The organism is Pseudomonas sp. FME51 (assembly GCF_014897305.1).
The window spans coordinates 396274-415550 of the sequence record NZ_JABUYN010000002.1; the positions used below are offsets into that span (position 1 = coordinate 396274).

General features: G+C 58.6%; 20 protein-coding genes. 14 read left to right on the forward strand and 6 right to left on the reverse strand.

What is annotated here, in order from left to right; translation table 11 throughout:
• The first annotated feature begins 28 nt into the window (after window positions 1-28).
• The gene (locus INT39_RS06270; protein ID WP_193072885.1) at window positions 29-1342 is read left to right on the forward strand and encodes an MFS transporter; all 1314 of its coding nucleotides are present in this window, start codon (window positions 29-31) and stop codon (window positions 1340-1342) included.
• Window positions 1343-1367: 25 nt separating this feature from the next.
• Here INT39_RS06270 and INT39_RS06275 read toward each other — a convergent pair whose 3' ends face one another.
• From INT39_RS06275 to flgA, 4 genes are all read right to left on the reverse strand, one after another.
• The gene (locus tag INT39_RS06275; RefSeq protein ID WP_193072887.1) at window positions 1368-2111 is read right to left on the reverse strand and encodes a flagellar brake protein; all 744 of its coding nucleotides are present in this window, start codon (window positions 2109-2111) and stop codon (window positions 1368-1370) included.
• Window positions 2112-2173: 62 nt separating this feature from the next.
• Window positions 2174-2635: a flagella synthesis protein FlgN gene (locus INT39_RS06280; RefSeq protein ID WP_193072889.1), complete on the reverse strand. Its 462-nt coding sequence runs from the start codon at window positions 2633-2635 to the stop codon at window positions 2174-2176.
• Window positions 2636-2672: 37 nt separating this feature from the next.
• On the reverse strand, window positions 2673-2984 hold the full coding sequence (flgM, locus tag INT39_RS06285) for a flagellar biosynthesis anti-sigma factor FlgM (RefSeq protein WP_193072890.1): 312 nt from the start codon (window positions 2982-2984) through the stop codon (window positions 2673-2675).
• A 148-nt stretch (window positions 2985-3132) separates the two neighbouring features.
• Window positions 3133-3855, reverse strand: coding sequence for a flagellar basal body P-ring formation chaperone FlgA (flgA, locus tag INT39_RS06290; RefSeq protein WP_193072892.1), 723 nt, complete (start codon window positions 3853-3855; stop codon window positions 3133-3135).
• Between the two features lie 115 nt (window positions 3856-3970).
• Between flgA and INT39_RS06295 the strand changes: the two genes are divergently transcribed.
• The 13 genes from INT39_RS06295 (at window position 3971) to flgL (ending at window position 16927) form a co-directional block, all read left to right on the forward strand.
• Entirely contained in the window at window positions 3971-4903 is a 933-nt protein-coding gene (locus INT39_RS06295; protein WP_193072893.1) for a chemotaxis protein CheV, read from the forward strand.
• A gap of 44 nt (window positions 4904-4947) precedes the next feature.
• The gene (locus INT39_RS06300; protein ID WP_193072895.1) at window positions 4948-5775 is read left to right on the forward strand and encodes a CheR family methyltransferase; all 828 of its coding nucleotides are present in this window, start codon (window positions 4948-4950) and stop codon (window positions 5773-5775) included.
• Window positions 5776-5971: 196 nt separating this feature from the next.
• Window positions 5972-6376, forward strand: a complete 405-nt coding sequence (gene flgB / locus INT39_RS06305) for a flagellar basal body rod protein FlgB (RefSeq protein ID WP_193072896.1) — start codon at window positions 5972-5974, stop codon at window positions 6374-6376.
• Window positions 6377-6378: 2 nt separating this feature from the next.
• The gene (flgC, locus tag INT39_RS06310) at window positions 6379-6819 is read left to right on the forward strand and encodes a flagellar basal body rod protein FlgC (protein ID WP_193072898.1); all 441 of its coding nucleotides are present in this window, start codon (window positions 6379-6381) and stop codon (window positions 6817-6819) included.
• A gap of 12 nt (window positions 6820-6831) precedes the next feature.
• Window positions 6832-7509 (forward strand): flagellar hook assembly protein FlgD, encoded by a 678-nt coding sequence (gene flgD / locus INT39_RS06315; RefSeq protein WP_193072899.1) that lies wholly within the window; start codon window positions 6832-6834, stop codon window positions 7507-7509.
• Between the two features lie 33 nt (window positions 7510-7542).
• The gene (locus tag INT39_RS06320) at window positions 7543-9063 is read left to right on the forward strand and encodes a flagellar hook protein FlgE (RefSeq protein WP_193072901.1); all 1521 of its coding nucleotides are present in this window, start codon (window positions 7543-7545) and stop codon (window positions 9061-9063) included.
• A 200-nt stretch (window positions 9064-9263) separates the two neighbouring features.
• Entirely contained in the window at window positions 9264-10004 is a 741-nt protein-coding gene (flgF, locus tag INT39_RS06325; RefSeq protein ID WP_193072902.1) for a flagellar basal-body rod protein FlgF, read from the forward strand.
• 28 nt (window positions 10005-10032) lie between these two features.
• Window positions 10033-10818 (forward strand): flagellar basal-body rod protein FlgG, encoded by a 786-nt coding sequence (flgG, locus tag INT39_RS06330; RefSeq protein ID WP_193072904.1) that lies wholly within the window; start codon window positions 10033-10035, stop codon window positions 10816-10818.
• Window positions 10819-10844: 26 nt separating this feature from the next.
• Window positions 10845-11519 (forward strand): flagellar basal body L-ring protein FlgH, encoded by a 675-nt coding sequence (gene flgH, locus INT39_RS06335; RefSeq protein WP_193072905.1) that lies wholly within the window; start codon window positions 10845-10847, stop codon window positions 11517-11519.
• A 10-nt stretch (window positions 11520-11529) separates the two neighbouring features.
• A complete protein-coding gene (locus INT39_RS06340; RefSeq protein WP_193072907.1) occupies window positions 11530-12630 on the forward strand; it encodes a flagellar basal body P-ring protein FlgI in 1101 nt (366 codons plus the stop codon).
• A 10-nt stretch (window positions 12631-12640) separates the two neighbouring features.
• On the forward strand, window positions 12641-13708 hold the full coding sequence (flgJ, locus tag INT39_RS06345) for a flagellar assembly peptidoglycan hydrolase FlgJ (protein WP_193072908.1): 1068 nt from the start codon (window positions 12641-12643) through the stop codon (window positions 13706-13708).
• A 3-nt stretch (window positions 13709-13711) separates the two neighbouring features.
• Window positions 13712-15679, forward strand: coding sequence for a flagellar hook-associated protein FlgK (gene flgK, locus INT39_RS06350; protein WP_193072910.1), 1968 nt, complete (start codon window positions 13712-13714; stop codon window positions 15677-15679).
• Window positions 15680-15694: 15 nt separating this feature from the next.
• The gene (gene flgL / locus INT39_RS06355; protein ID WP_193072912.1) at window positions 15695-16927 is read left to right on the forward strand and encodes a flagellar hook-associated protein FlgL; all 1233 of its coding nucleotides are present in this window, start codon (window positions 15695-15697) and stop codon (window positions 16925-16927) included.
• Here the strand turns inward: flgL and cueR are convergent.
• Both cueR and INT39_RS06365 read right to left on the reverse strand, forming a co-directional pair.
• The gene (cueR, locus tag INT39_RS06360) at window positions 16911-17342 is read right to left on the reverse strand and encodes a Cu(I)-responsive transcriptional regulator (RefSeq protein WP_193072913.1); all 432 of its coding nucleotides are present in this window, start codon (window positions 17340-17342) and stop codon (window positions 16911-16913) included. The two genes, flgL and cueR, sit on opposite strands and share 17 nt — an antisense overlap.
• Before the next feature lie 59 nt (window positions 17343-17401).
• The gene (locus tag INT39_RS06365; RefSeq protein WP_193072915.1) at window positions 17402-19153 is read right to left on the reverse strand and encodes a potassium/proton antiporter; all 1752 of its coding nucleotides are present in this window, start codon (window positions 19151-19153) and stop codon (window positions 17402-17404) included.
• Window positions 19154-19277 lie beyond the last annotated feature (124 nt).

Below are 19277 nucleotides of genomic sequence, written 5' to 3' on the forward strand. Positions count from 1 at the left end.
TCGGTGCCCAGCTTAACGGGAGTTTCCATTGCCCAGCACTTTCGCCTCCTTTTCGTCGTTGTATTTCTCCACGCTATTGATGCTGCTGGGCAGTGGCCTGCTCAGTACCTATCTTGGTCTGCGTCTGTCAGCTGCAGGCGTAAGTGAGATATGGATGGGCGTATTGATGACGGGGTATTACGTCGGCCTGGTCATGGGGGCGTCTGTAGGTCACCGGCTGATCGCTCAGGTAGGGCATATTCGAGCCTTCGTGGCCTGTGCGGGGGTGGTGACAGCGTCGGTGCTGGGGCACGCATTGACCTCCAGTGTCGAGATCTGGCTGGTGTTGCGCTGGTTGGTGGGCGTGGCGATGATGTGTCAATACATGGTGCTGGAAAGCTGGCTGAACGAGCAGGCGGAATCGCATCAGCGGGGCAGGGTGTTTGCTGGTTACATGCTGGTGACCTTCCTCGGTCTGGGGCTTGGGCAGCTGGTGTTGACGATAATGCCGGAACTCAGCGTGCGCCATATCATCCTGGTGGCCATGTGTTCTTCCTTGTGTCTGGTGCCGGTGGCGGTAACCAAGCGTCTGCACCCCGCGCCCCTGCATCCGGCGCCGCTGGAAATACGCCTGTTCGTCAAGCGTATTCCCCAGGCGCTGGCAACCATAGGTGTGGCTGGCCTGCTGCTCGGGTCTTTCTATGGTCTGGCGCCGGCCTACGCCAGTTCAATGGGGCTGGATACCGAGCATGTCGGGGTGTATATGGCGGTGACTATCGGTGCCGGGTTGTTGGCGCAGTGGCCAGCGGGGTGGTTGTCCGATCGTCTGGACCGCAGCCGGATGATTCAGGTGAATGCGGTTATCCTGACCACGGTTGCTCTGCTTATTGCACTGGTTGCCTGGCCACAGATGTTGCTGCTGTTGACTGCCCTGTTCGGTCTGCTGGCATTCACCCTGTATCCGCTCGCAGTGGCGCTGGCCAATGACCACGTCGAGCAGGAAGAGAGGGTGATGTTATCGGCGATGCTGCTGGTCACTTTTGGGCTGGGCGCCAGTGCCGGGCCGTTACTCGGTTCGGTGCTGATGAAGGTCGGTGGTGCGTCCATGCTGTACGTCTTCATGGCCTGTAGCAGCCTGTTGCTGGTGGTCATTGTCCGGCCCGAGCGGGTCACCGGTAAGCATCTGGTCGATGAAGCGCCGATTCAGTTCATGCCGGCTGCCGGTAACCTGGCCAGCTCACCACTGGCAGCGGCAATTGACCCGCGGGTCGATGAGCAGGTGGTGATCGATCAGATGCAGGAGGAGGTCGATGTACAGATGCAGCCGGTGGATGAGGAAGATGACGACCATCGGCCGGCCTGACGGGGAGTAGGTGCCTGGATAGTCTCTAAAACAGATCTTCTTTGGCCAGGCGACGCGCTTCGCGCTGGAGATAATGCACGAAGCGGTCGATATGCCGCTGCGCCTGTGTGCCGGGTTGGTGAAAGCGCAGGCCTACCTGCGTTGTATCCGTGCCTTCATGGTATTCGCTGTGCCGTATCTCCATGTTGATGTCGAGGCGGACAGTATCGGGCAGCAGCATCCGGCTCAACTCATAGCATTCACCGGCATGCAGGGATTTGGCGTGGTCACCTGATAGCCGGGCCTTGCAGCCGGTTGCGGAAATATCCAACAGTTCGCCTTCGAAACGTCGTTCGTGCTTGGCGTGAATCAGCTCCAGCCGGGTATCGATGCTGCGCTGCACAATGGCGCGATAGGCGCCTCGGCGCTGGTGGTAGGTCATGCGGGCGGGCAGCGGTACATTGAATGCGGGCGTCTCGTCCACCAGCACCTTCTGTGCACCGGCACTGTGCCAGCGCATATGTACGCCTTCCAGCCAGGCATCTATTCGAAACGCTTCGCCTTGATCGGCCCATTTGTCGCCGATATGCGGGATCATTTCATCAAGGAGCAGTGCGCCGTTCAGTGCATCCACTTCAACAATATGGCTTTGAACGATCTGGCTGCGGCCATCAAAGGTGATGTGTAAGGGGGTTCTGGACTGCTGCAGCGTTTTCAGCAGGGACTGGATCTCGATGTTGGCGGTGACGTCTCTGGGCGGCTGTGGGCCGACTTCTTGTTCAAATAACATTGACACGACAGGTTCTCGTTTTTGGAGTCAATGGGCTGGCCTCGGGGCCAGCAACGTCCATATCAGGCGCGACTGATCGGGCGTTGGGATGCCGTGCGCCTGGCGTTTCCCTGGCGATCATACACGTTCTGGCTGGCTTCGCCCTGATTGCGCAGCAGGTCAAGCAAAGAGGAGTTCATATGCTGGCTGTGCCGGATCAGGCGCGCATTGCGCACATTGGCACTCTGGCAGCGCTCGGCGGCAGCCAGGAAGTTGGCGTGGTGCTGAGCCAGAACCGGGGCCTTGAGGGAGTCGATGAAGTCCGTCAGGCTGGTAGTCTCGGGTTTGCCGAGCTGTTCACAGTGTGCGGCAAGTGCTTGCCCATCGGCAGCCAGGGATTCTATCAGCGGGGCCTTGGCCTTGGTCAAAGCGTCAAGGGCGGACATATCCTGGTCGAGCAAGGCCTGTTTCTCCTGATCAAGCAGTCCGCAAAACTGCTCGCAGTGTTGCGTGGCCCGAGCAAAAAGCTCGCTGAAATCCTGCATCCTTCATTCTCCGCTGATTTGCACGGCCACCATCAGTTCACTGTTCGAGAGCGATCAGTTTGTCGGCGATCCGGGTGCTGTCTATCTGGTAGCTGCCATCGGCAATGGCCTGCTTGATCTTTTCGACGCGGGCAGTGTCCACTTCCGGCAATTCACGCAAGCGTTCTTCGATTGCCTGCAGCTGCTGAGCCTGATTGCTCAGGCTGACCTGTGAATCAGCTACGGGGGCACTGGTGTTTTGTGTGTCGGCAGCCGGGCGTTCTGACACCTCGCGTTTGCCGCCAGCTGCGCCAGCCTGGTTGCTGCGTGCGGCGCTATTGGTGCCGCCTGTGTTGAAATCTATGGCCATAGGTTTTTCCTCAGAACCTGTATGTCTACTGCTGTAACGGCCGCAGTCAGCGAAACTTTAGGAATCTGGGCTATAAAATGTGTGATCTGGCGCGCGCTTTGTGCACTTGGGTGGATGACGGCAAGTATAGTCGATTCGATGGGTTGCATCACATAGCCACCTCAACCTGACCGGGGCCGATGATGCGGGCCCGAACCACGCGATCGGAGCGGAGATTGCGTACCCGGATCTGACTGCCGGTACTGCCGCTTTCCAATGCTTCCCCAGGCATGCGCACCGATACCCGGCTGTTGGCGGCACTGATTACCACCTTGTCGCCACGTTTGACCGTTTCGTCCTGCTCCAGCTGATTGGGGCTGAGCACGGTGTCGGCCGCAACGGGTCGGCGCACACGCATGCCGATCGCGCGTTCCGGCCGCATCAGATAACCGCCGCTGATATTCCCCACGTTGCGCTCGCGCAAGGTGATATCCTGCGCCGCAATGACCGCGTGTCGCGGCAGTGGGCGAGTCGTCACCAGTACCTGATGATACAGCTCCACCGTGGCTGGCACGAACAGCCGCCACTGCACATCGCTGTCACAAGTGACGCGCACAGTCACACGCCCGACCGGAATGTCGGGACTTTCCAGGCTCGCCTGAATCGCCTCGGGTGGACACAAAGGCAGCCGCAGACGCGGATCGAGCCTGCTCACTTTTATTTCGAAGCGTGCGTCCCGGGTGCTGCCAGCCAGATGCGTGGCAACTTTATCTTCAAGATAAGTGGTGGTGGTGCCGATAAGCTGATCAATAAGCGGACTGGCACTCAGGCTGCCGGCACTCAGCAGCGCAGCGAGCGCGATCAGTCTGGTTGTAAGTGCCGATAACTGCATGGAATTCGAACCTTGACCTTGGGGTTACGCACGTCAAAATGCCGGCGTCTCTCTATATTGAAGGTATACGCAAGCAAGGACCATGCCGCTCAAACAGTATCCAGAGGAGTTGACGATGGCGGGCATAATGGACTCGGTGGACAAACGCACTCAGCTGGTCGGGCAGAACCGGCTTGAGCTGTTATTGTTCAGGCTGGGCGGCCGGCAGCTGTATGGCATCAACGTGTTCAAGGTAAAGGAAGTGTTGCAATGCCCCCGGCTGACAACGCTGCCCAGGCTGAATCCCGTGGTGCGCGGTGTGGCGCATATTCGCGGCGGCACCTTGCCGATCATAGATCTGAAGCAGGCGACCGGCGGGCGCGCGCTGGAGGATCTGTCCAGCGCCTTTGTCATCATCACCGAATACAACAATCGGGTGCAGGGTTTTCTGGTGCGGGCGGTAGAGCGCATCGTCAACCTGAACTGGTCCGATGTACACCCACCGCCACGTGGTACCGGCCGTGATCATTATCTGACCGCAGTGACGCGGGTGGATGAGCAGATGGTGGAAATCATTGATGTTGAGAAAGTGTTGGCCGAGGTCATCGCCGGAGAAGAGGCCGTACCTCAGCGCGCCGCTGATGCACGGGTGCTTACGGAGGCCGCCAGCCACAAGGTGCTGGTGGTCGATGATTCATCGGTGGCGCGCAAGCAGGTTATCCGTTGTCTGGAAGCACTGGGTATCGAGGTGGTCTCGCTCAACGACGGTAGTGAGGCGCTGAATTGGCTTCAGGCGCAGGCTGATGCCGGGGTGCAAGTGGCCGATTCGCTGCTGATGATGATCTCGGATATCGAAATGCCGGAGATGGACGGCTACACTCTCACTGCTGAGGTGAGAGCCGACCCGCGAATGAAAGACCTGCATGTCATGTTGCATACATCACTCTCCGGCGTATTCAACCAGGCGATGGTGCGCAAGGTCGGAGCGGATGATTTTCTGGCAAAGTTCTCACCAGACGATCTCGCCGAACGGGTTATTCAGCGATTGCAGACGGTAGGCGAGGCATAATGCAATGAGGATGTTCCTCATGCATCTGGACTGGAGCATTGTGTGTGACGGCAGTTGATCAGAGCTTCAACCTGTTCCGGGACTTTCTTGAAAGGACCTGCGGCATCGTGCTCGGTGATAATAAACAGTATCTGGTGGCCAGCCGGCTCAACCGATTGCTGGAGCAGCGAGGTATTCGCGATCTTGGCGAGTTGATGCGACACATGCAGAAACAGCCACATTCAGGGCTGCGCGAGATCGTGGTGGACGCCATGACGACCAACGAAACTCTATGGTTTCGTGATGCTTATCCATTCGAAATCCTGAAGAATCGACTGATACCTGAATTCGTCAGCAACCAGCCGGGGCAGCGCCTGCGCATCTGGTCGGCGGCCTGCTCATCGGGGCAGGAGCCCTATTCGTTGAGCATGACCATCGATGAGTACGAGCGGGCCAACCCAGGTCAGTTGCGTGGGGGTGGGCAGATTGTTGCCACCGAAATTTCCCCGAGCATGCTGACGGCCGCCAAAGCGGCGCAATATGACAGTCTGGCCATTGCCCGCGGCTTGTCCCAGGAGCGTTTGACCCGCTATTTCGATGAGCTTGCACCCGGCCGCTGGTCGGTAAAAATGCCGGCACGCAGCCGTGTGGAGTTCCGTCAGCTCAACCTGCTCGACAGTTACAGCATTCTCGGCAAGTTCGATATCGTATTCTGCCGCAACGTGCTCATCTATTTTTCCGCAGAAGTCAAAAAGGACATCCTGCGCCGCATCCACGCCACACTCAAACCGGGTGGCTACCTCATGCTCGGCGCCTCTGAGGCGTTGAATGGTCTGCCGGAGTTGTACCGCATGGTGCAATGCAGCCCGGGAATCATCTATCAGGCCCGCTGAGTCTCTGTGGGCCCCGCTGATTGCCGGTTGCCCTTGCAGGCTTGCCGTTGGGCGGAAATCCCTTGCCGCTTCGTCGATTCTTGATTGAATAACTTATTGATTTATAAGGTTAAATTTGTAATGGCATAACTATTGCTAAAGCTGATGGCAGCGGCAATAGAACTCTGGCCGTCGGGCCACAGTGAGGAATGTCATTATGAGTTTGAGTTTCGATCGCGCTCTGGGAGTGCATGAAAAGGCACTGGCCTTTCGTGCCGACCGTGCCGGGGTGTTGGCCAACAATATCGCCAACGCCGATACGCCCAATTACCAAGCCCGTGACCTGGACTTTGCCGCCGTGCTGGAAGCCCAGCAGACGGGTGGAGATCAGGGCTTCCAGGCGGCGCGCACACATGCCCGACACCTGGATGTCGAGGGCTTCATCGATCAGGCCGCCGGCCTGCGCTATCGCATTCCTTACCAACCGTCGGTCGACGGCAATACCGTGGAAACGCAGGCTGAGCAGGCCCGCTATGCGGAAAACGCCGTCGATTTTCAGGCCAGCTTCACTTTCCTCAACAGCAAATTCAAAGGGTTGATGACAGCCCTGCGCGGAGACTGATCATGTCGCTCAATCAGGTATTTGATATTGCCGGTTCCGGCATGAATGCACAGTCTCTGCGGCTTAATACCGTAGCCAGCAATATGGCCAACGCCGAGACCGTTTCCAGCAGCATCGACCAGACTTACCGCGCCCGCCAGGCTGTGTTTGCCACTGTATTCAATGAGCAGCAGGCCATGGGCGGATCCTTGTTCGCGCCGGCGGACCAGGCAGGACAGGGTGTGCAGGTGCTGGGTGTGGTGGAGTCGGATGCCGAGCTGCAAACGCGCTACGAGCCTGATCACCCCATGGCGAACGAAGAGGGCTATGTGTTCTACCCGAACGTGAACGTGGTGGAAGAGATGGCCAACATGATGGCCGCCTCGCGGGCCTATCAGACCAATGTGGAAATCATGAATACCGCAAAAACCATGCTGCAGCGCGTGCTGACGCTGGGCCAATAAGGGAGTGGGCGAATGAGCAATATAAGCGTCGGCAACAGCCTGCTGGATCAATATCAGGTTGATCAGGGCCGTTTTGCCAAGGGTGATGAGCTGGGCAAGAACGAATTTCTCGAGCTGCTGGTCGCGCAGCTGAATAACCAGGATCCGATGTCGCCCCAGGAAAACGGCGAATTCATCGCCCAGCTGGCGCAGTTCAGTACCGTCGAAGGTATCGAGAAAATGAATAGCTCGATCGATGCCATGGCCAGCAGCTTCCAGTCTTCCCAAGCGCTGCAGGCCTCCTCGTTGGTGGGCCGGACCGTGATAATTCCAACGGATCAGGCGATGGTCGATCCTCAGGCCGGCTTTACCGGCCAGCTGGCATTGCCGCAGGCCAGCGGTGCGGTAACGGTGAGTGTCTATGACGACGCGGGCAGCGTGGTCTCCACCATCAATCTGGGCGCGCAGGAAGCGGGTATCAACGAGTTTGCCTGGGACGGAAAAGATGCCAGCGGCAATGTCTTGCCGGCCGGCAAATACCGTTTCGAGGGGCAGGCCAGCATCAACGGTGAAACCATCCAGCTGGCTACCTTGCTGCCGGCGAATGTGGACAGCGTCTCGCTGGGGGTCGGCCACGGCGGTGAAATGGTTCTCAACCTGGCGGGGCTGGGCAGTATCGGCCTGTCAGAAGTCTTCACAATCGGTAAGTAAGCGTCGTCCGACACGTATCAACAGGAGTCAATCATGTCTTTCAATATCGGTCTCAGTGGTATCCGGGCGGCATCTTCCGATCTGAATATCACCGGTAACAACATCGCCAACGCCAGTACCGTGGGCTTCAAGAGCTCGCGTGCGGAGTTTGGCGATGTCTACGCGGCATCCATTCTGGGTACCGGCAGTAATGCCCAGGGCAGTGGCGTAGTGTTGAACAACGTCGCGCAGATCTTTACCCAGGGCAATATCAATTACACCGAGAACAGCCTGGATCTGGCGATCAACGGCAATGGCTTCTTCGTTACCAGCAACAACGGTGCGCTGAGCTACACCCGCGCCGGCTATTTTGGCACCAATCAGGAAGGTTTCATCGTCAACAATAATGGCGAGCGCCTGCAGGGTTACGGCGTTGATCTGCTGACTGGTAAGGTCAACGAAGGGGTGCCGACTGATCTTAGGGTTGATACTAGGGCGGCCAACCCGAATCCTACCAGCAAGGTAGCCTCGACCTTGAACCTGAACTCCGCCAGTGTCAGATTGCCGGCATGGGAGAGCGCATATGATCAGGCACGTGACGCGGCGTTGGCGCCTTCGGACGAAGAGCTTGCCCCAATCAAAGCGGAAAGCGAGGCTGCCCGTGCTGCTTTCGACAGTGTGATTTCTGATCCGAGCTCGTCGCCGGAGGATATTGCCACGGCTAAGGCGGAAGCACAGAAAGCCTATCAGGATACTTACGATGCAGGTGTCGCGACACTGCTGTCGACACGAACGCCTGAGCAGCATGCAGCTGCTGAAGTTGCTGGTCAGGCAGCTGCCAGAGCAAGCTTCGATCCTGCCGACTCGTCGACCTTTAACAGCTCTACATCAGTGAACGTATTCGATAGTCAGGGCAACGCCCATGTCATGACCAAGTACTTTGTCAAAAATGACAGTAACAGTTGGGATATGCATGTGATGATCGGCGGTAAGCCGGTGGATTTGAACGGCGAGGCAGGACCGGCTCAGCTCAGCTTTTCAAGCACTGGGCAGTTGCAGACCGAGCAGCCGATCGCAATAACCGGCTGGACGCCGCGGGACATGGCTGGACAGCCTACGGGCGCCATTTCGCCAGCGAGCTTCGATCTGAGTCTCAATGGTTCCACGCAGTACGCCGCCGCCTTCGCAGTGACTGCAGTATCTCAGGACGGTTATACCACTGGTGACCTTGCCGGTCTGGAGATTGACGATCAAGGTATGTTGATTGCGCGCTACACCAACGGCCAGACCAAGACCCAGGGCCAATTGGTGCTGGCGACCTTCGCCAACCAGCAGGGGCTGACACCACTGGGTGATACCGCATGGGCTCAGTCGAGCAGCTCCGGCGGGCCGGTGATCGGTGCGCCAGGTACCGGCACTCAAGGCCTGATTCAGTCCGGCGCGCTGGAACAATCCAACGTTGATCTGTCGGAGATGCTGATCAACCTGATTGTTGCCCAGCGCAACTATCAGGCCAATGCCAAAACCATCCAGACCGAAGATGCTGTAACGCAGACCATCATCAATCTGCGTTAAGCATTACTCGCGCTGATAAAGCGGCAACAGCGGCAACCCGACTTGCCTCTGTTGCCGCTTTTTTATTTTTAATTTTTTTAACTTATTGATTTTATTTAGTTAAGTGGCTTCTTTCGCAGTTGGCACGATACCTGCTTTGTTCTATGCCGAGATCATTCAAAGCGGCAATTTCCCGTCAGATTGCCGAAGCGGAGTAGAGCGTGGATAAATCCCTCTTTCTTTCCATGAGCGGCGCCAGTCAGAACATGCTGGCCCAGCGCGCCCATGCCAATAATCTGGCCAACGTCAGCACCACCGGTTTTCGTCGGGATTTCGAGCAGGCCCGCTCCATGCCGGTGTTTGGTGAAGGTTTGCCAACCCGCGCGTACGCCATGACAGAGCGCCCCGGAACCGATATGTCGTCCGGCACGCTGCAGGAAACCGGGCGCGATCTGGATGTCGCCGTTGAAGGTGAAGGCTGGATTGCGGTGCAGGCGCCCGATGGGGGCGAGGCCTACACCCGCGCCGGCAACCTCAAAATCGACGTGTTTGGCATCCTGCGCACCAGCGGCGGTTTGCCGGTACTCGGCAATGCCGGTCCGGTTGCCTTGCCGCCGGCAGACAAGGTGGAAATCGGCACCGACGGCACCATCAGCTTCCGTGCCCAGGGTGAAGCCCCTAACGTGCTGGCCGAGGTGGATCGCATCAAGCTGGTAAGGCCCGATCAGGCCACTATGCACAAGGGTGAAGATGGCCTGATGCGGATGAATGACGGCCAGGAACAGCCGGCTGACGGTGCCGTGACCCTGGTCACCGGTTTTCTCGAAGGCAGCAACGTCAATGCGGTGGAAGAGATGACCGCCATGCTGTCCCTGGCTCGGCAGTTCGAGCTGCACATCAAGATGATGCGCACCGCTGAAGAGAACGCCCAGGCCACCAACAAACTTCTGCAGATCAGCTGATCATTTCTGACCAGCTAGGAGACACGACATGCACGCAGCACTGTGGGTAAGCAAGACCGGTCTGTCCGCCCAGGACACCATGCTCAGCACCATTTCCAACAACCTGGCCAACGTTTCGACTACCGGCTTCAAGCGTGATCGCCCGGAGTTCGAGGATCTGTTGTATCAGATCAAGCGCCAGCCAGGAGCTCAAAGCACCCAAGATACGCAGCTCCCGTCGGGTCTGCAGCTGGGTTCCGGGGTGCGCGTGGCCGGTACCCAGAAAATCTTCACCACCGGCACCTTGCAGACCACCGAGCAACCGCTGGATATGGCCATCAATGGTCGTGGTTTCTTCCAGATCCTGATGCCCGACGGCAACATCGGCTACACCCGCGACGGCAGTTTCCACCTGGATTCCGACGGCCGCGTCGTCACCTCCAATGGCTACCCGCTGGAGCCGGGCATCACCCTGCCTGACGAAGTACAGACCTTCACCGTCGGTGAAGACGGCACTGTATCGATTTCCCAGTTTGGTGATGCCGCTGTTCAGGAGCTGGGCGTGCTGCAGACGGCCGACTTCATCAACCCGGCAGGACTGCAGGCCATTGGCGGAAACCTGTTCCTGGAAACCGCTTCCAGCGGCGCTCCGCAGGCCGGCAATCCCGGTGAGAACGGCCTTGGTACCGTGCTGCAGAATACCCTGGAAAATTCCAACGTCAGCGTGGTGGAAGAGCTGGTGAACATGATCACCACCCAGCGCGCCTACGAAATGAACTCCAAAGTCATTTCCACCGCAGACCAGATGCTGCAATACATCAGTCAGAACCTGTAATCGACCGGTTCCTGGAGTGCAATGACATGAAATCCCTGCGCGTAATTCTGTTGGCAATCTGTGTGGCGACCCTGGCGGCGTGCGTTCAGACACCGCCCAAGCCGAATGATCCGGCCTATGCGCCGGTGATGCCGCGTACGCCCATGCCCCAGGAACTCAACAATGGCGCCATCTACCAGCCGGGGTTTGAAATCAGCCTGTATGAAGACCGCAAGGCCAACCGTATCGGCGATGTCATCACCGTGATGCTCACCGAGCGCATGGCCGCGCAGAAGAAGGCGGAGAACGAAATCAGCAAAGACAGCAGCACCAGCATCGCCAACCCCATGCTGTTCGGGCGCAGCGGCATTGCCGGCATCAACACCGGCATTGAGCTCGGCGGCAGTCGCGACTTCAATGGCGAGGCCGATGCCAACCAGAGCAATAGTCTGAGTGGTTCGATCACGGTCACTGTTGCCGATGTATTGCCTAATGGCCTGCTGGCTGTGCGCGGTGAAAAGTGGATCACTCTGAACAACGGCGACGAACTTATACGCCTGTCCGGGCTCGTTCGTCCGGATGATGTCGGCTCCGATAACACGGTGGAGTCGACCCGGATCGCCGACGCCCGTATCACTTATTCCGGCACGGGTGCTTTTGCCAACGCCAGCAAACCCGGTTGGCTGAGCCAGTTCTTCATGAGCCCGGTGTGGCCTTTCTAGGAGCAGAGTCATGCGCACATTATTGATCTGTCTGTGTCTGGCGCTGATCAGCCCGCTGGCCCAGGCCGAACGCATCAAGGATATTGCCAGCGTTGCCGGTATCCGCAGCAACCAGTTGATCGGCTACGGTCTGGTGGTTGGATTGGATGGTTCCGGCGACCAGACCACGCAGACGCCGTTTACCGTGCAAACCTTCAACAACATGTTGACCGAGTTCGGCATCACCGTGCCCCAGGGCACGCGTATCCAGATGAAGAACGTCGCGGCGGTGGCCATTCATGCCGACCTGCCGCCGTTTGCCAGTCCAGGTCAGACTATCGATATCACCGTGTCGTCGATCGGTAATGCCAAGAGTCTGCGTGGCGGTAGTCTGTTGATGACGCCATTGAAGGGTCTTGATGGTCAGGTCTATGCCATTGCCCAGGGTAACCTGGTGGTGGGCGGCTTCGGCGCCGAAGGTGCCGATGGTTCGCGGATTACCGTGAATGTGCCCAGCGTTGGCCGTATCCCCAGCGGCGCTACTGTGGAGCGTGCCGTTGCCAGTCCCTTTGCCAGCAGCGACCATCTGATCTTCAACCTGAACCGTTACGACTTCACTACCGCCAAGCGCGTGGTTGACCAGATCAACGACACCTTCGGTCCGGGCGTGGCGCAGGCGCTCAATGGTGGCTCCATTCGCGTGCGCGCGCCGCTGGACCCGAACCAGCGGGTCGATTACATGGCCATGGTCGAGAATCTTGAAGTGAAGCAGGGCAACGCGGCGGCCAAGGTGGTCATCAATTCGCGGACCGGCACCATCGTTATTGGCCAGGACGTGCGCGTCCAGCCGGCAGCCGTGACCCACGGCGGTCTGACCGTGACCATCAGCGAGAACTATCAGGTCAGCCAGCCCGATGCGGCTTTCGGCGGCGGCCAGACAGTGGTGACGCCGAGCTCGCAGATCAGCATCGAAGAGGGCGACAGCCGCATGTTCGTGTTCAATCCGGGCGTGTCCCTGGATGAGATCGTACGTGCGGTGAACCAGGTTGGTGCTGCACCGGGTGACCTGATGGCGATTCTCGAAGCCTTGAAGCAAGCCGGCGCCCTGAACGCCGATCTGGTTGTCATCTGAGGACAGTCCCATGCAAAGCAACAGTCTCAGCTATACCGATCTCAATGCCATGGCGCAGTTCAAGGCCGGCAGCAAGGCTGACAGCCCGGAGAACCTGCAGCGTGTGGCCGAGCAGTTCGAATCGCTGTTTCTGAACGTCATGGTCAAGAGCATGCGTGACGCCAACCAGGCGTTTGCCGAAGGCAACCCGCTGAATACGCCACAGACGCGCTTCTATCAGGATATGTACGACAGCCAGCTGTCGGTACATCTGGCGGAAAAGCAGGGTATGGGATTGGCTGACGTGATGCTGCGGCAACTGTCGCCGGAAAAAGCCGCAGCGGCAACGCCGGCCGCCACTGTCAATACGGCCGCAGGCGAGCGTCCGGATCACTCGGCCTTGCTGGCGCGGCGGCGTCTGGGTATCAGCGTCGGGCATGGTGAGGTGGTGCTCGGAAATACGCCAGCGGCAGAAAAAACAGCCACCCCGGTCGAGTCGGCTGAGCCGTCCCGCCACTGGCAGCCGATGCGCGCTGTGCTGGCGGCCCAGAGCAGTCCGGAAACCATGGCGGCAACCAATACCAAGGCGCGTTTCGAGAGCCCAGCCGAGTTCGCCGCAGCCATGTTGCCCATGGCGGAGAAAGCCGCGGCGCGGTTGGGTGTGGATCCGCACTATCTGGTCGCCCAGGCTGCTCTTGAGACTGGCTGGGGCAAGTCGATCATTCGCGAGAAGGATGGCAGCAGTAGTCACAACCTGTTCGGCATCAAGACTCATGGCCAATGGCAGGGTGATTCAGCCAATGTGCTGACCACCGAATACCGCGGCGGGGTCAAACAGCAGGAGCGTGCGACCTTCCGCAGCTACGACTCCTACGAGCAGAGCTTCAATGATTATGTCGACTTCCTGCAGAGCAATGGTCGTTATGAGCAGGCGTTGACCCGCACCGGTAACGCCGATGCGTTCTTCCGCGAACTGCAGCAGGCTGGCTACGCCACCGACCCGCGTTACGCCAGCAAGGTATCGCAGATTGCACGCAAACTGATCGACGAAAATGCGACAGCAACCGTGAACACCAACGCCAGTGAAGGCAGGGCATAAAGCATGGCAGATCTGTTCAATATCGGCCTCAGCGGACTTCGCGCCGCGCAAACCAATCTCTCGGTTACCGGGCAGAACATCACCAACGTCAACACGCCCGGTTACAGTCGCCAGACGGCGATCCGGGCTGCCAACTCGCCCAGCCAGACCGGCGCAGGTTATATGGGCACTGGCACCAAAGTGGTCGATATTCAGCGCATCTACAATCAGTTTCTGACCAACCAGGTGCGCTCGACCACGTCAGCAGCATCCGAGGTCAATGCCTATAACGCGCAGATCGAGGAGCTGAACAGCACCTTGTCCAGCACCGCGTCCGGGATCACCACCGGCATGCAGAATTACTTCGATGCATTGCAAACCGCCATCGAAGATCCGGCCAGCCTGCCGGCGCGCCAGCTGTTTCTGTCCGAGGCCCAGGGGCTGGCCGGGCGTTTCAACTCGGTCCATCAGCAGCTGTCCACGCAGAACCAGTTCATCAGCCAGCAGATGACCGGCGTCACCCAGCAGGTCAGCCGGCTGGCGCAATCGGTGGCCGGTTACAACGATGCCATCGCCAAGGCCTCGGCCAATGGCTCCGTGCCGAACGACTTGCTGGATGCGCGCGATGAGGCTATCCGACAGCTCAGCGGGTATGTCGGCGTCACCGTAGTCAATCAGGATGACAACAGCGTCAACCTGTTCATTGGCTCCGGTCAGCCGTTGGTGGTCGGCAAGGAAGCCTCAGTGCTGCAGGCCACCCCTGGCCGCGCTGATCCTTCACGGGTGGACATTCAACTGGTCAGTGGTAATTCCGCGCAGGACGTTACCAAGCTGATCAGCGGCGGCGAGCTGGGCGGTCTGCTCAATTATCGCCAGGATGTGCTGGATTTGGCCTTCAATGCCCTGGGTCGCATGTCGTTGTCGATCGCCAGCGAGTTCAACCAGCAGTTGGGCAAGGGGCTCGACCTGAACGGCCAGGTGGGTAGCGACCTGTTTGGGGATATCAACAGCGATGCCTATATGGCCCTGCGCAGCCGCGGGCGTGAGGGTAATAGTTCGGAGTCCACGCTGGATGTGCGCATCGATGATACCTCGGCATTGAGTACGTCGGACTATGAGCTGACCTTCACCAGCGAAGCCGAATTCACGGTACGGCGGCTGGCTGACGACCGAGTGCTCGGTCCGTTCGATCTGAATGCCAGTGAAGGTGATCCTCGCTATGCCGCCTTCGATGGGCTCGATCTGGGCGATCAGCGTGGCAACTACCAGGCCGGGGATCGCTATCTGCTGACGCCTACACGCTCGGCGGCGCAGGGGCTTTCGGTGGTCATGACCGAACCACAGCAACTGGCCTTCGCCGCGCCGCTGGGAAGTGAAGCAGACTTGAACAACCGCGGGACAGGCAATGTCAATCAACCGCTGATGGTCAATGGGCCACAGCCGCTGGAGCTGGCGGCATTGAAGGGATTGGACACCGAGTTCACCTATACCGAAACCGGTACCGGTACGGGCGTGCTGACCAGTGAAGATCCGGTGCTGGAGATCGAGGTTACTCTTGGACAGCCCTTTGAGTGGGAAGTCGATGGACACAAGTTCAGCATGACGCTATCCGGCAAGCCGCTGGATGGTGACAGCTTCTCGGTCGGCTTTAATACCGGCGTGGCGGATAACCGCAACGCGCAGGCCATGTCTGATCTGCAGACGCGTCAAGTGCTGGGGCAGGGTGAGGGCGCTCGGGGTTTTTCGCTGCTCGATGGCTATGGCGACCTGGTGCAGAAGGTCGCGACCTTCACCGCCCAGTCGCGTACCGAGGCGGATGCCAATCATGCCATGCTGGTGCAAGCTACCAACAACCGCAACTCGGTGTCGGCGGTGAACCTCGATGAAGAGGCGGCCAATCTGATCCAGTTCGAGCAGTACTACAACGCCTCGGCGCAGATCATTCAAGTGGCGCGCACTGTATTCGACACATTGATCAGCAGCATGCGCTGACGGGGACTGACGAAAATGCGTATTTCCACCATTCAGGCATTCAATACCGGCGTTCGCGGGATTCAGGACAACTATTCTGCCGTCACCCGAACGCAGGAACAGATCACCTCCGGCAAGCGTATTCTCACGCCGGCGGATGACCCGGTTGCCTCGGTGCGTCTGCTGCAGCTGGACCAGCAAGCCAGCAAGCTGGCCCAGTACAAAGACAACCTGACGGCTGCAACCAACAGCCTGACTCAGGAAGAGGCCATTCTGAACTCGGTGAATAACGTGCTGCAGCGTGTTCGGGAGATCGCGCTGGAGGCGGGTAACGGTGCGTTGGATGCTGGCGGTCGGCAGGCTTTGGCCCAAGAACTGGCCGAGCGCGAAGACGAACTCCATGGTTTGCTCAACAGTCAGAATGCCCGTGGCGAGTATCTGTTCGGCGGCTATCAGAGTGATAGCCAGCCTTTCGTCAAGAACGCCGATGGCAGTTATACCTATGCCGGTGATGAGGGACAGCGCTCGATCCAGATCGGCAGCGCCAAGATGGTGGCGATCAATGACAACGGCAAGGAGCTGTTTGTTGATGTGCCCAATGCCACTCGGCTAACAACCGCCCCAGCGAATAATGCCAGCGGGGCTATTTCTCCCGGCAGGGTGGAGGATAACGAGACGCTCTCGAAGGATTTTCCCCGTGATGGTGTCAGCATCGTCATCAGCGCCGACCCGGCTGATCCTACCCAGTTCGCCTATGAGATCAGAGGTGCGGATGATGTTCAGCTCGCCAGTGGCGTGTTAGAGCCGAACGCTGATGGGAACTATGAGGTTGGCTACGCTGGCATGGCGGTGACATTAAGCGGCGACCTGGCTGCCGGGAACGAGTTCACTGTTAACAGCGAAGAAAAGCGCAGTGTGCTTGATACCGTTCGCCTGTTGCGCGATACGCTGGAAAACACTGACGACAGCACCGAGGGGAAACAGCAGCGCAGCGACATGCTATCGGTCAGCCTGCAGAACCTCGACAATGCGATGAACAAGGTTCTGGGCGTGCAAACCAGTCTCGGCGCCCGTCTCAACGTGATTGAATCCACTCAGCTGGAAAACGATGAAGCCAGCCTGATCAACACGACGGTGCAGTCGGGTCTGGAAGATCTGGACTACGCAGAAGCACTCAGCCGCTTGAGCATGGAGAGTATCGTGCTGCAGGCGGCGCAGCAGAGCTTCGTCAAGGTCAGCGGACTGAGTCTGTTCAACTTCCTGCGCTGAGCGTGGGTTTCATTGTCTGAGGCTGTTCTTCATCGGCCAGACGCTCGAGGATCGGGCAGTCCGGCCGTTCATCGCCCAGACAGCAGCTGGCCAGCTCTGACAGGCTGTCATGCATGGACTGGAGTCCGGCGATCTTCTCCTCCAATTCCCGCAGGTGTTGGCGTGCCAGGCCTTTGACGGTAGCGCTGCTGCGTTCGCGATCCTGCCAGAGCGCCAGCAGCTGGGCGATCTGCTCGATGGAAAAACCGAGGCTGCGAGCCCGCTGAATGAACCGCAGAGTATGCAGGTCCTGCTCATTGAAAATCCGATAGCCTGCGGCCGTGCGTGTGGTGCCGGGGAGCAGGCCGATACTTTCATAGTGGCGGATCATGCGCGGCGTCAAACCCGTGGTCCGTGCCGCCTGACTGATGTTCATGGCGCCTCCGATTTCAGTGTTTCAATGGCAGATGCTCTCGACCGGCTGGCGCGGGCGCATCAGGTTGTCGGTGGGGCAGCGGGTCCGCTCTTGCCATCGTTCAGTTTCAATCCGACTTTCTGGATCAGGTCATTCTCGATTTCGGCTACCATCAGGGTCATGCTCTGCCATTCGATTTTGTCACCCACCACCGGATAGTTGCCGAACTGTTTGACGAAAAACGCTGCCAGGGTCATTTCCATGGTTTCCGGTGAAACATCGAAGCCATAAAATTTCCCCACATCGCCCAGCAATGCCGAGCCTTCAAGGGTGAAATCGCCGAAGAACCGGCGACTGTCCAGCCGGGACGGGGCGCTGGTGGTACTGAACAGTTTGGATAGCGCCGGCAGATCCCGCGCGTGGCCGATGACGCAGAGTACATCATTCAGTTCCAACTGTGTGCTACCGGAAGGGTGCAGGAGTTTGCGGCCACGGAACAGCGCGGCGATGCGCGTATCCTTCGGCATGTTCAGATCGCGCAGATGCACGCCTACGCACCAGTTGGCATTACTCAGCTGATACACCATCAGTTCGTAATCGCTTTCGACCACCACATCCAGGCTGGTGCGATGCAGTGGCTCGGGGATGGGCGGAATTTCAACGCGGCACAATCGTGCGGCGATCGGCAGGCTGGCACCTTGCAATAGCAGAGACACCAATACCACTACAAATGCCATGTTGAACAGCAGTTGCGCCTGGTCCAGCCCCGCCACCAGTGGGAAGATTGCCAGCATAACCGGCACCGCACCGCGCAGTCCGACCCAGCTGATGAACAGGCGCTCCCGCCACGAGAATACAAAAGGTGCCAGGCAGATCATTACTGCAATCGGTCGCGCTACCAGGATGATGAAGAAAGCGATCGCCAGGGCGGGCAGGGCGATGGTCAGCATCTCCGACGGGGTAACCAGCAACCCGAGCATGAGAAACAAGCCGATCTGGCTCAGCCAGGCCATGCCGTCCTGCATGTGTAAAATGTTCTGCAGGCTGCGCAAACGGCTGTTGCCGAGCACCAGACCGGTGATGAAGATGGCCAGGAAGCCGCTGCCGCCGAGTATATTGGTAACCGCAAAGACCAGGATTGCACCGCTGGTGATCAGCAGGGGATACAACCCTGTATCCAGATTGACCCGGTTGACCAGCCAGGTCAGGAAGAAACCACCCGCCAAGCCGCAGATGCCGCCAATACCGAACTGCTGCAATAGCATGAGCAGAAACGACCAGCTGAAAGAGGTCTGACCATTGGCCAGCATCTCCACCAGCGTGATGGTTAGAAAGATCGCCATGGGGTCATTGGATGCGGACTCGATTTCCAGGGTGGCACCGACCCGTCGCTTCAGGTTCAGACCTTTGCCTTGCAGCAGCGAGAAGACAGCCGCGGCGTCGGTGGAGCCGACGATCGAGCCGAGCAATAGCCCCTGCAGCCAGTGCAGCTCCAGCAACCAGGCCGTCGCCAGGCCGGTGATCAGAGCGCTGATCAATACCCCGAAACTGGCCAGAGATAACGACGGCCAGAGCGCGACCTTGAAGTTCTCCGCCCGCGTGCGCATACCGCCATCCAGCAGAATGATTGCCAATGCCAGACTGCCGATGACATAGACAGTATCGATATTGTCGAAAGCGATACCGCCGGGACCTTCTTCGCCGGCGAGCATGCCGACGATAAGGAAAACCAGCAGTAAGGGAATACCCAGTCGGGAGGACATTGAACTGGCCAGAATGCTGATACACAGCAACCCGGCACAGATCACAAACAGAGTATTCATTACTTCCATTCGTCGATATTCCTGGAGGCGGAAGGGAAAAGGAGCTCCGATCTTATCATTTCTGGCCGCCGGCGAATGGATGTGCTGATTTTTCAAGAAGAATTTTACCGATAGTAGAGATGCCCCGGATGGA

What these genes read in the sequence shown, in the direction of transcription:
- flgG (WP_193072904.1), top strand. Translation starts at nt 10,033, where the DNA reads ATGCACGCAGCACTGTGGGTAAGCAAGACCGGTCTGTCCGCCCAGGAC.
- INT39_RS06295 (WP_193072893.1), top strand. Translation starts at nt 3,971, where the DNA reads ATGGCGGGCATAATGGACTCGGTGGACAAACGCACTCAGCTGGTCGGG.
- flgL (WP_193072912.1), top strand. Translation starts at nt 15,695, where the DNA reads ATGCGTATTTCCACCATTCAGGCATTCAATACCGGCGTTCGCGGGATT.
- flgC (WP_193072898.1), top strand. Translation starts at nt 6,379, where the DNA reads ATGTCGCTCAATCAGGTATTTGATATTGCCGGTTCCGGCATGAATGCA.
- INT39_RS06340 (WP_193072907.1), top strand. Translation starts at nt 11,530, where the DNA reads ATGCGCACATTATTGATCTGTCTGTGTCTGGCGCTGATCAGCCCGCTG.
- flgH (WP_193072905.1), top strand. Translation starts at nt 10,845, where the DNA reads ATGAAATCCCTGCGCGTAATTCTGTTGGCAATCTGTGTGGCGACCCTG.
- flgA (WP_193072892.1), bottom strand. Translation starts at nt 3,855, where the DNA reads ATGCAGTTATCGGCACTTACAACCAGACTGATCGCGCTCGCTGCGCTG.
- flgD (WP_193072899.1), top strand. Translation starts at nt 6,832, where the DNA reads ATGAGCAATATAAGCGTCGGCAACAGCCTGCTGGATCAATATCAGGTT.
- flgK (WP_193072910.1), top strand. Translation starts at nt 13,712, where the DNA reads ATGGCAGATCTGTTCAATATCGGCCTCAGCGGACTTCGCGCCGCGCAA.
- flgM (WP_193072890.1), bottom strand. Translation starts at nt 2,984, where the DNA reads ATGGCCATAGATTTCAACACAGGCGGCACCAATAGCGCCGCACGCAGC.
- INT39_RS06275 (WP_193072887.1), bottom strand. Translation starts at nt 2,111, where the DNA reads ATGTTATTTGAACAAGAAGTCGGCCCACAGCCGCCCAGAGACGTCACC.
- INT39_RS06365 (WP_193072915.1), bottom strand. Translation starts at nt 19,153, where the DNA reads ATGGAAGTAATGAATACTCTGTTTGTGATCTGTGCCGGGTTGCTGTGT.
- flgB (WP_193072896.1), top strand. Translation starts at nt 5,972, where the DNA reads ATGAGTTTGAGTTTCGATCGCGCTCTGGGAGTGCATGAAAAGGCACTG.
- INT39_RS06280 (WP_193072889.1), bottom strand. Translation starts at nt 2,635, where the DNA reads ATGCAGGATTTCAGCGAGCTTTTTGCTCGGGCCACGCAACACTGCGAG.
- INT39_RS06320 (WP_193072901.1), top strand. Translation starts at nt 7,543, where the DNA reads ATGTCTTTCAATATCGGTCTCAGTGGTATCCGGGCGGCATCTTCCGAT.
- flgJ (WP_193072908.1), top strand. Translation starts at nt 12,641, where the DNA reads ATGCAAAGCAACAGTCTCAGCTATACCGATCTCAATGCCATGGCGCAG.
- cueR (WP_193072913.1), bottom strand. Translation starts at nt 17,342, where the DNA reads ATGAACATCAGTCAGGCGGCACGGACCACGGGTTTGACGCCGCGCATG.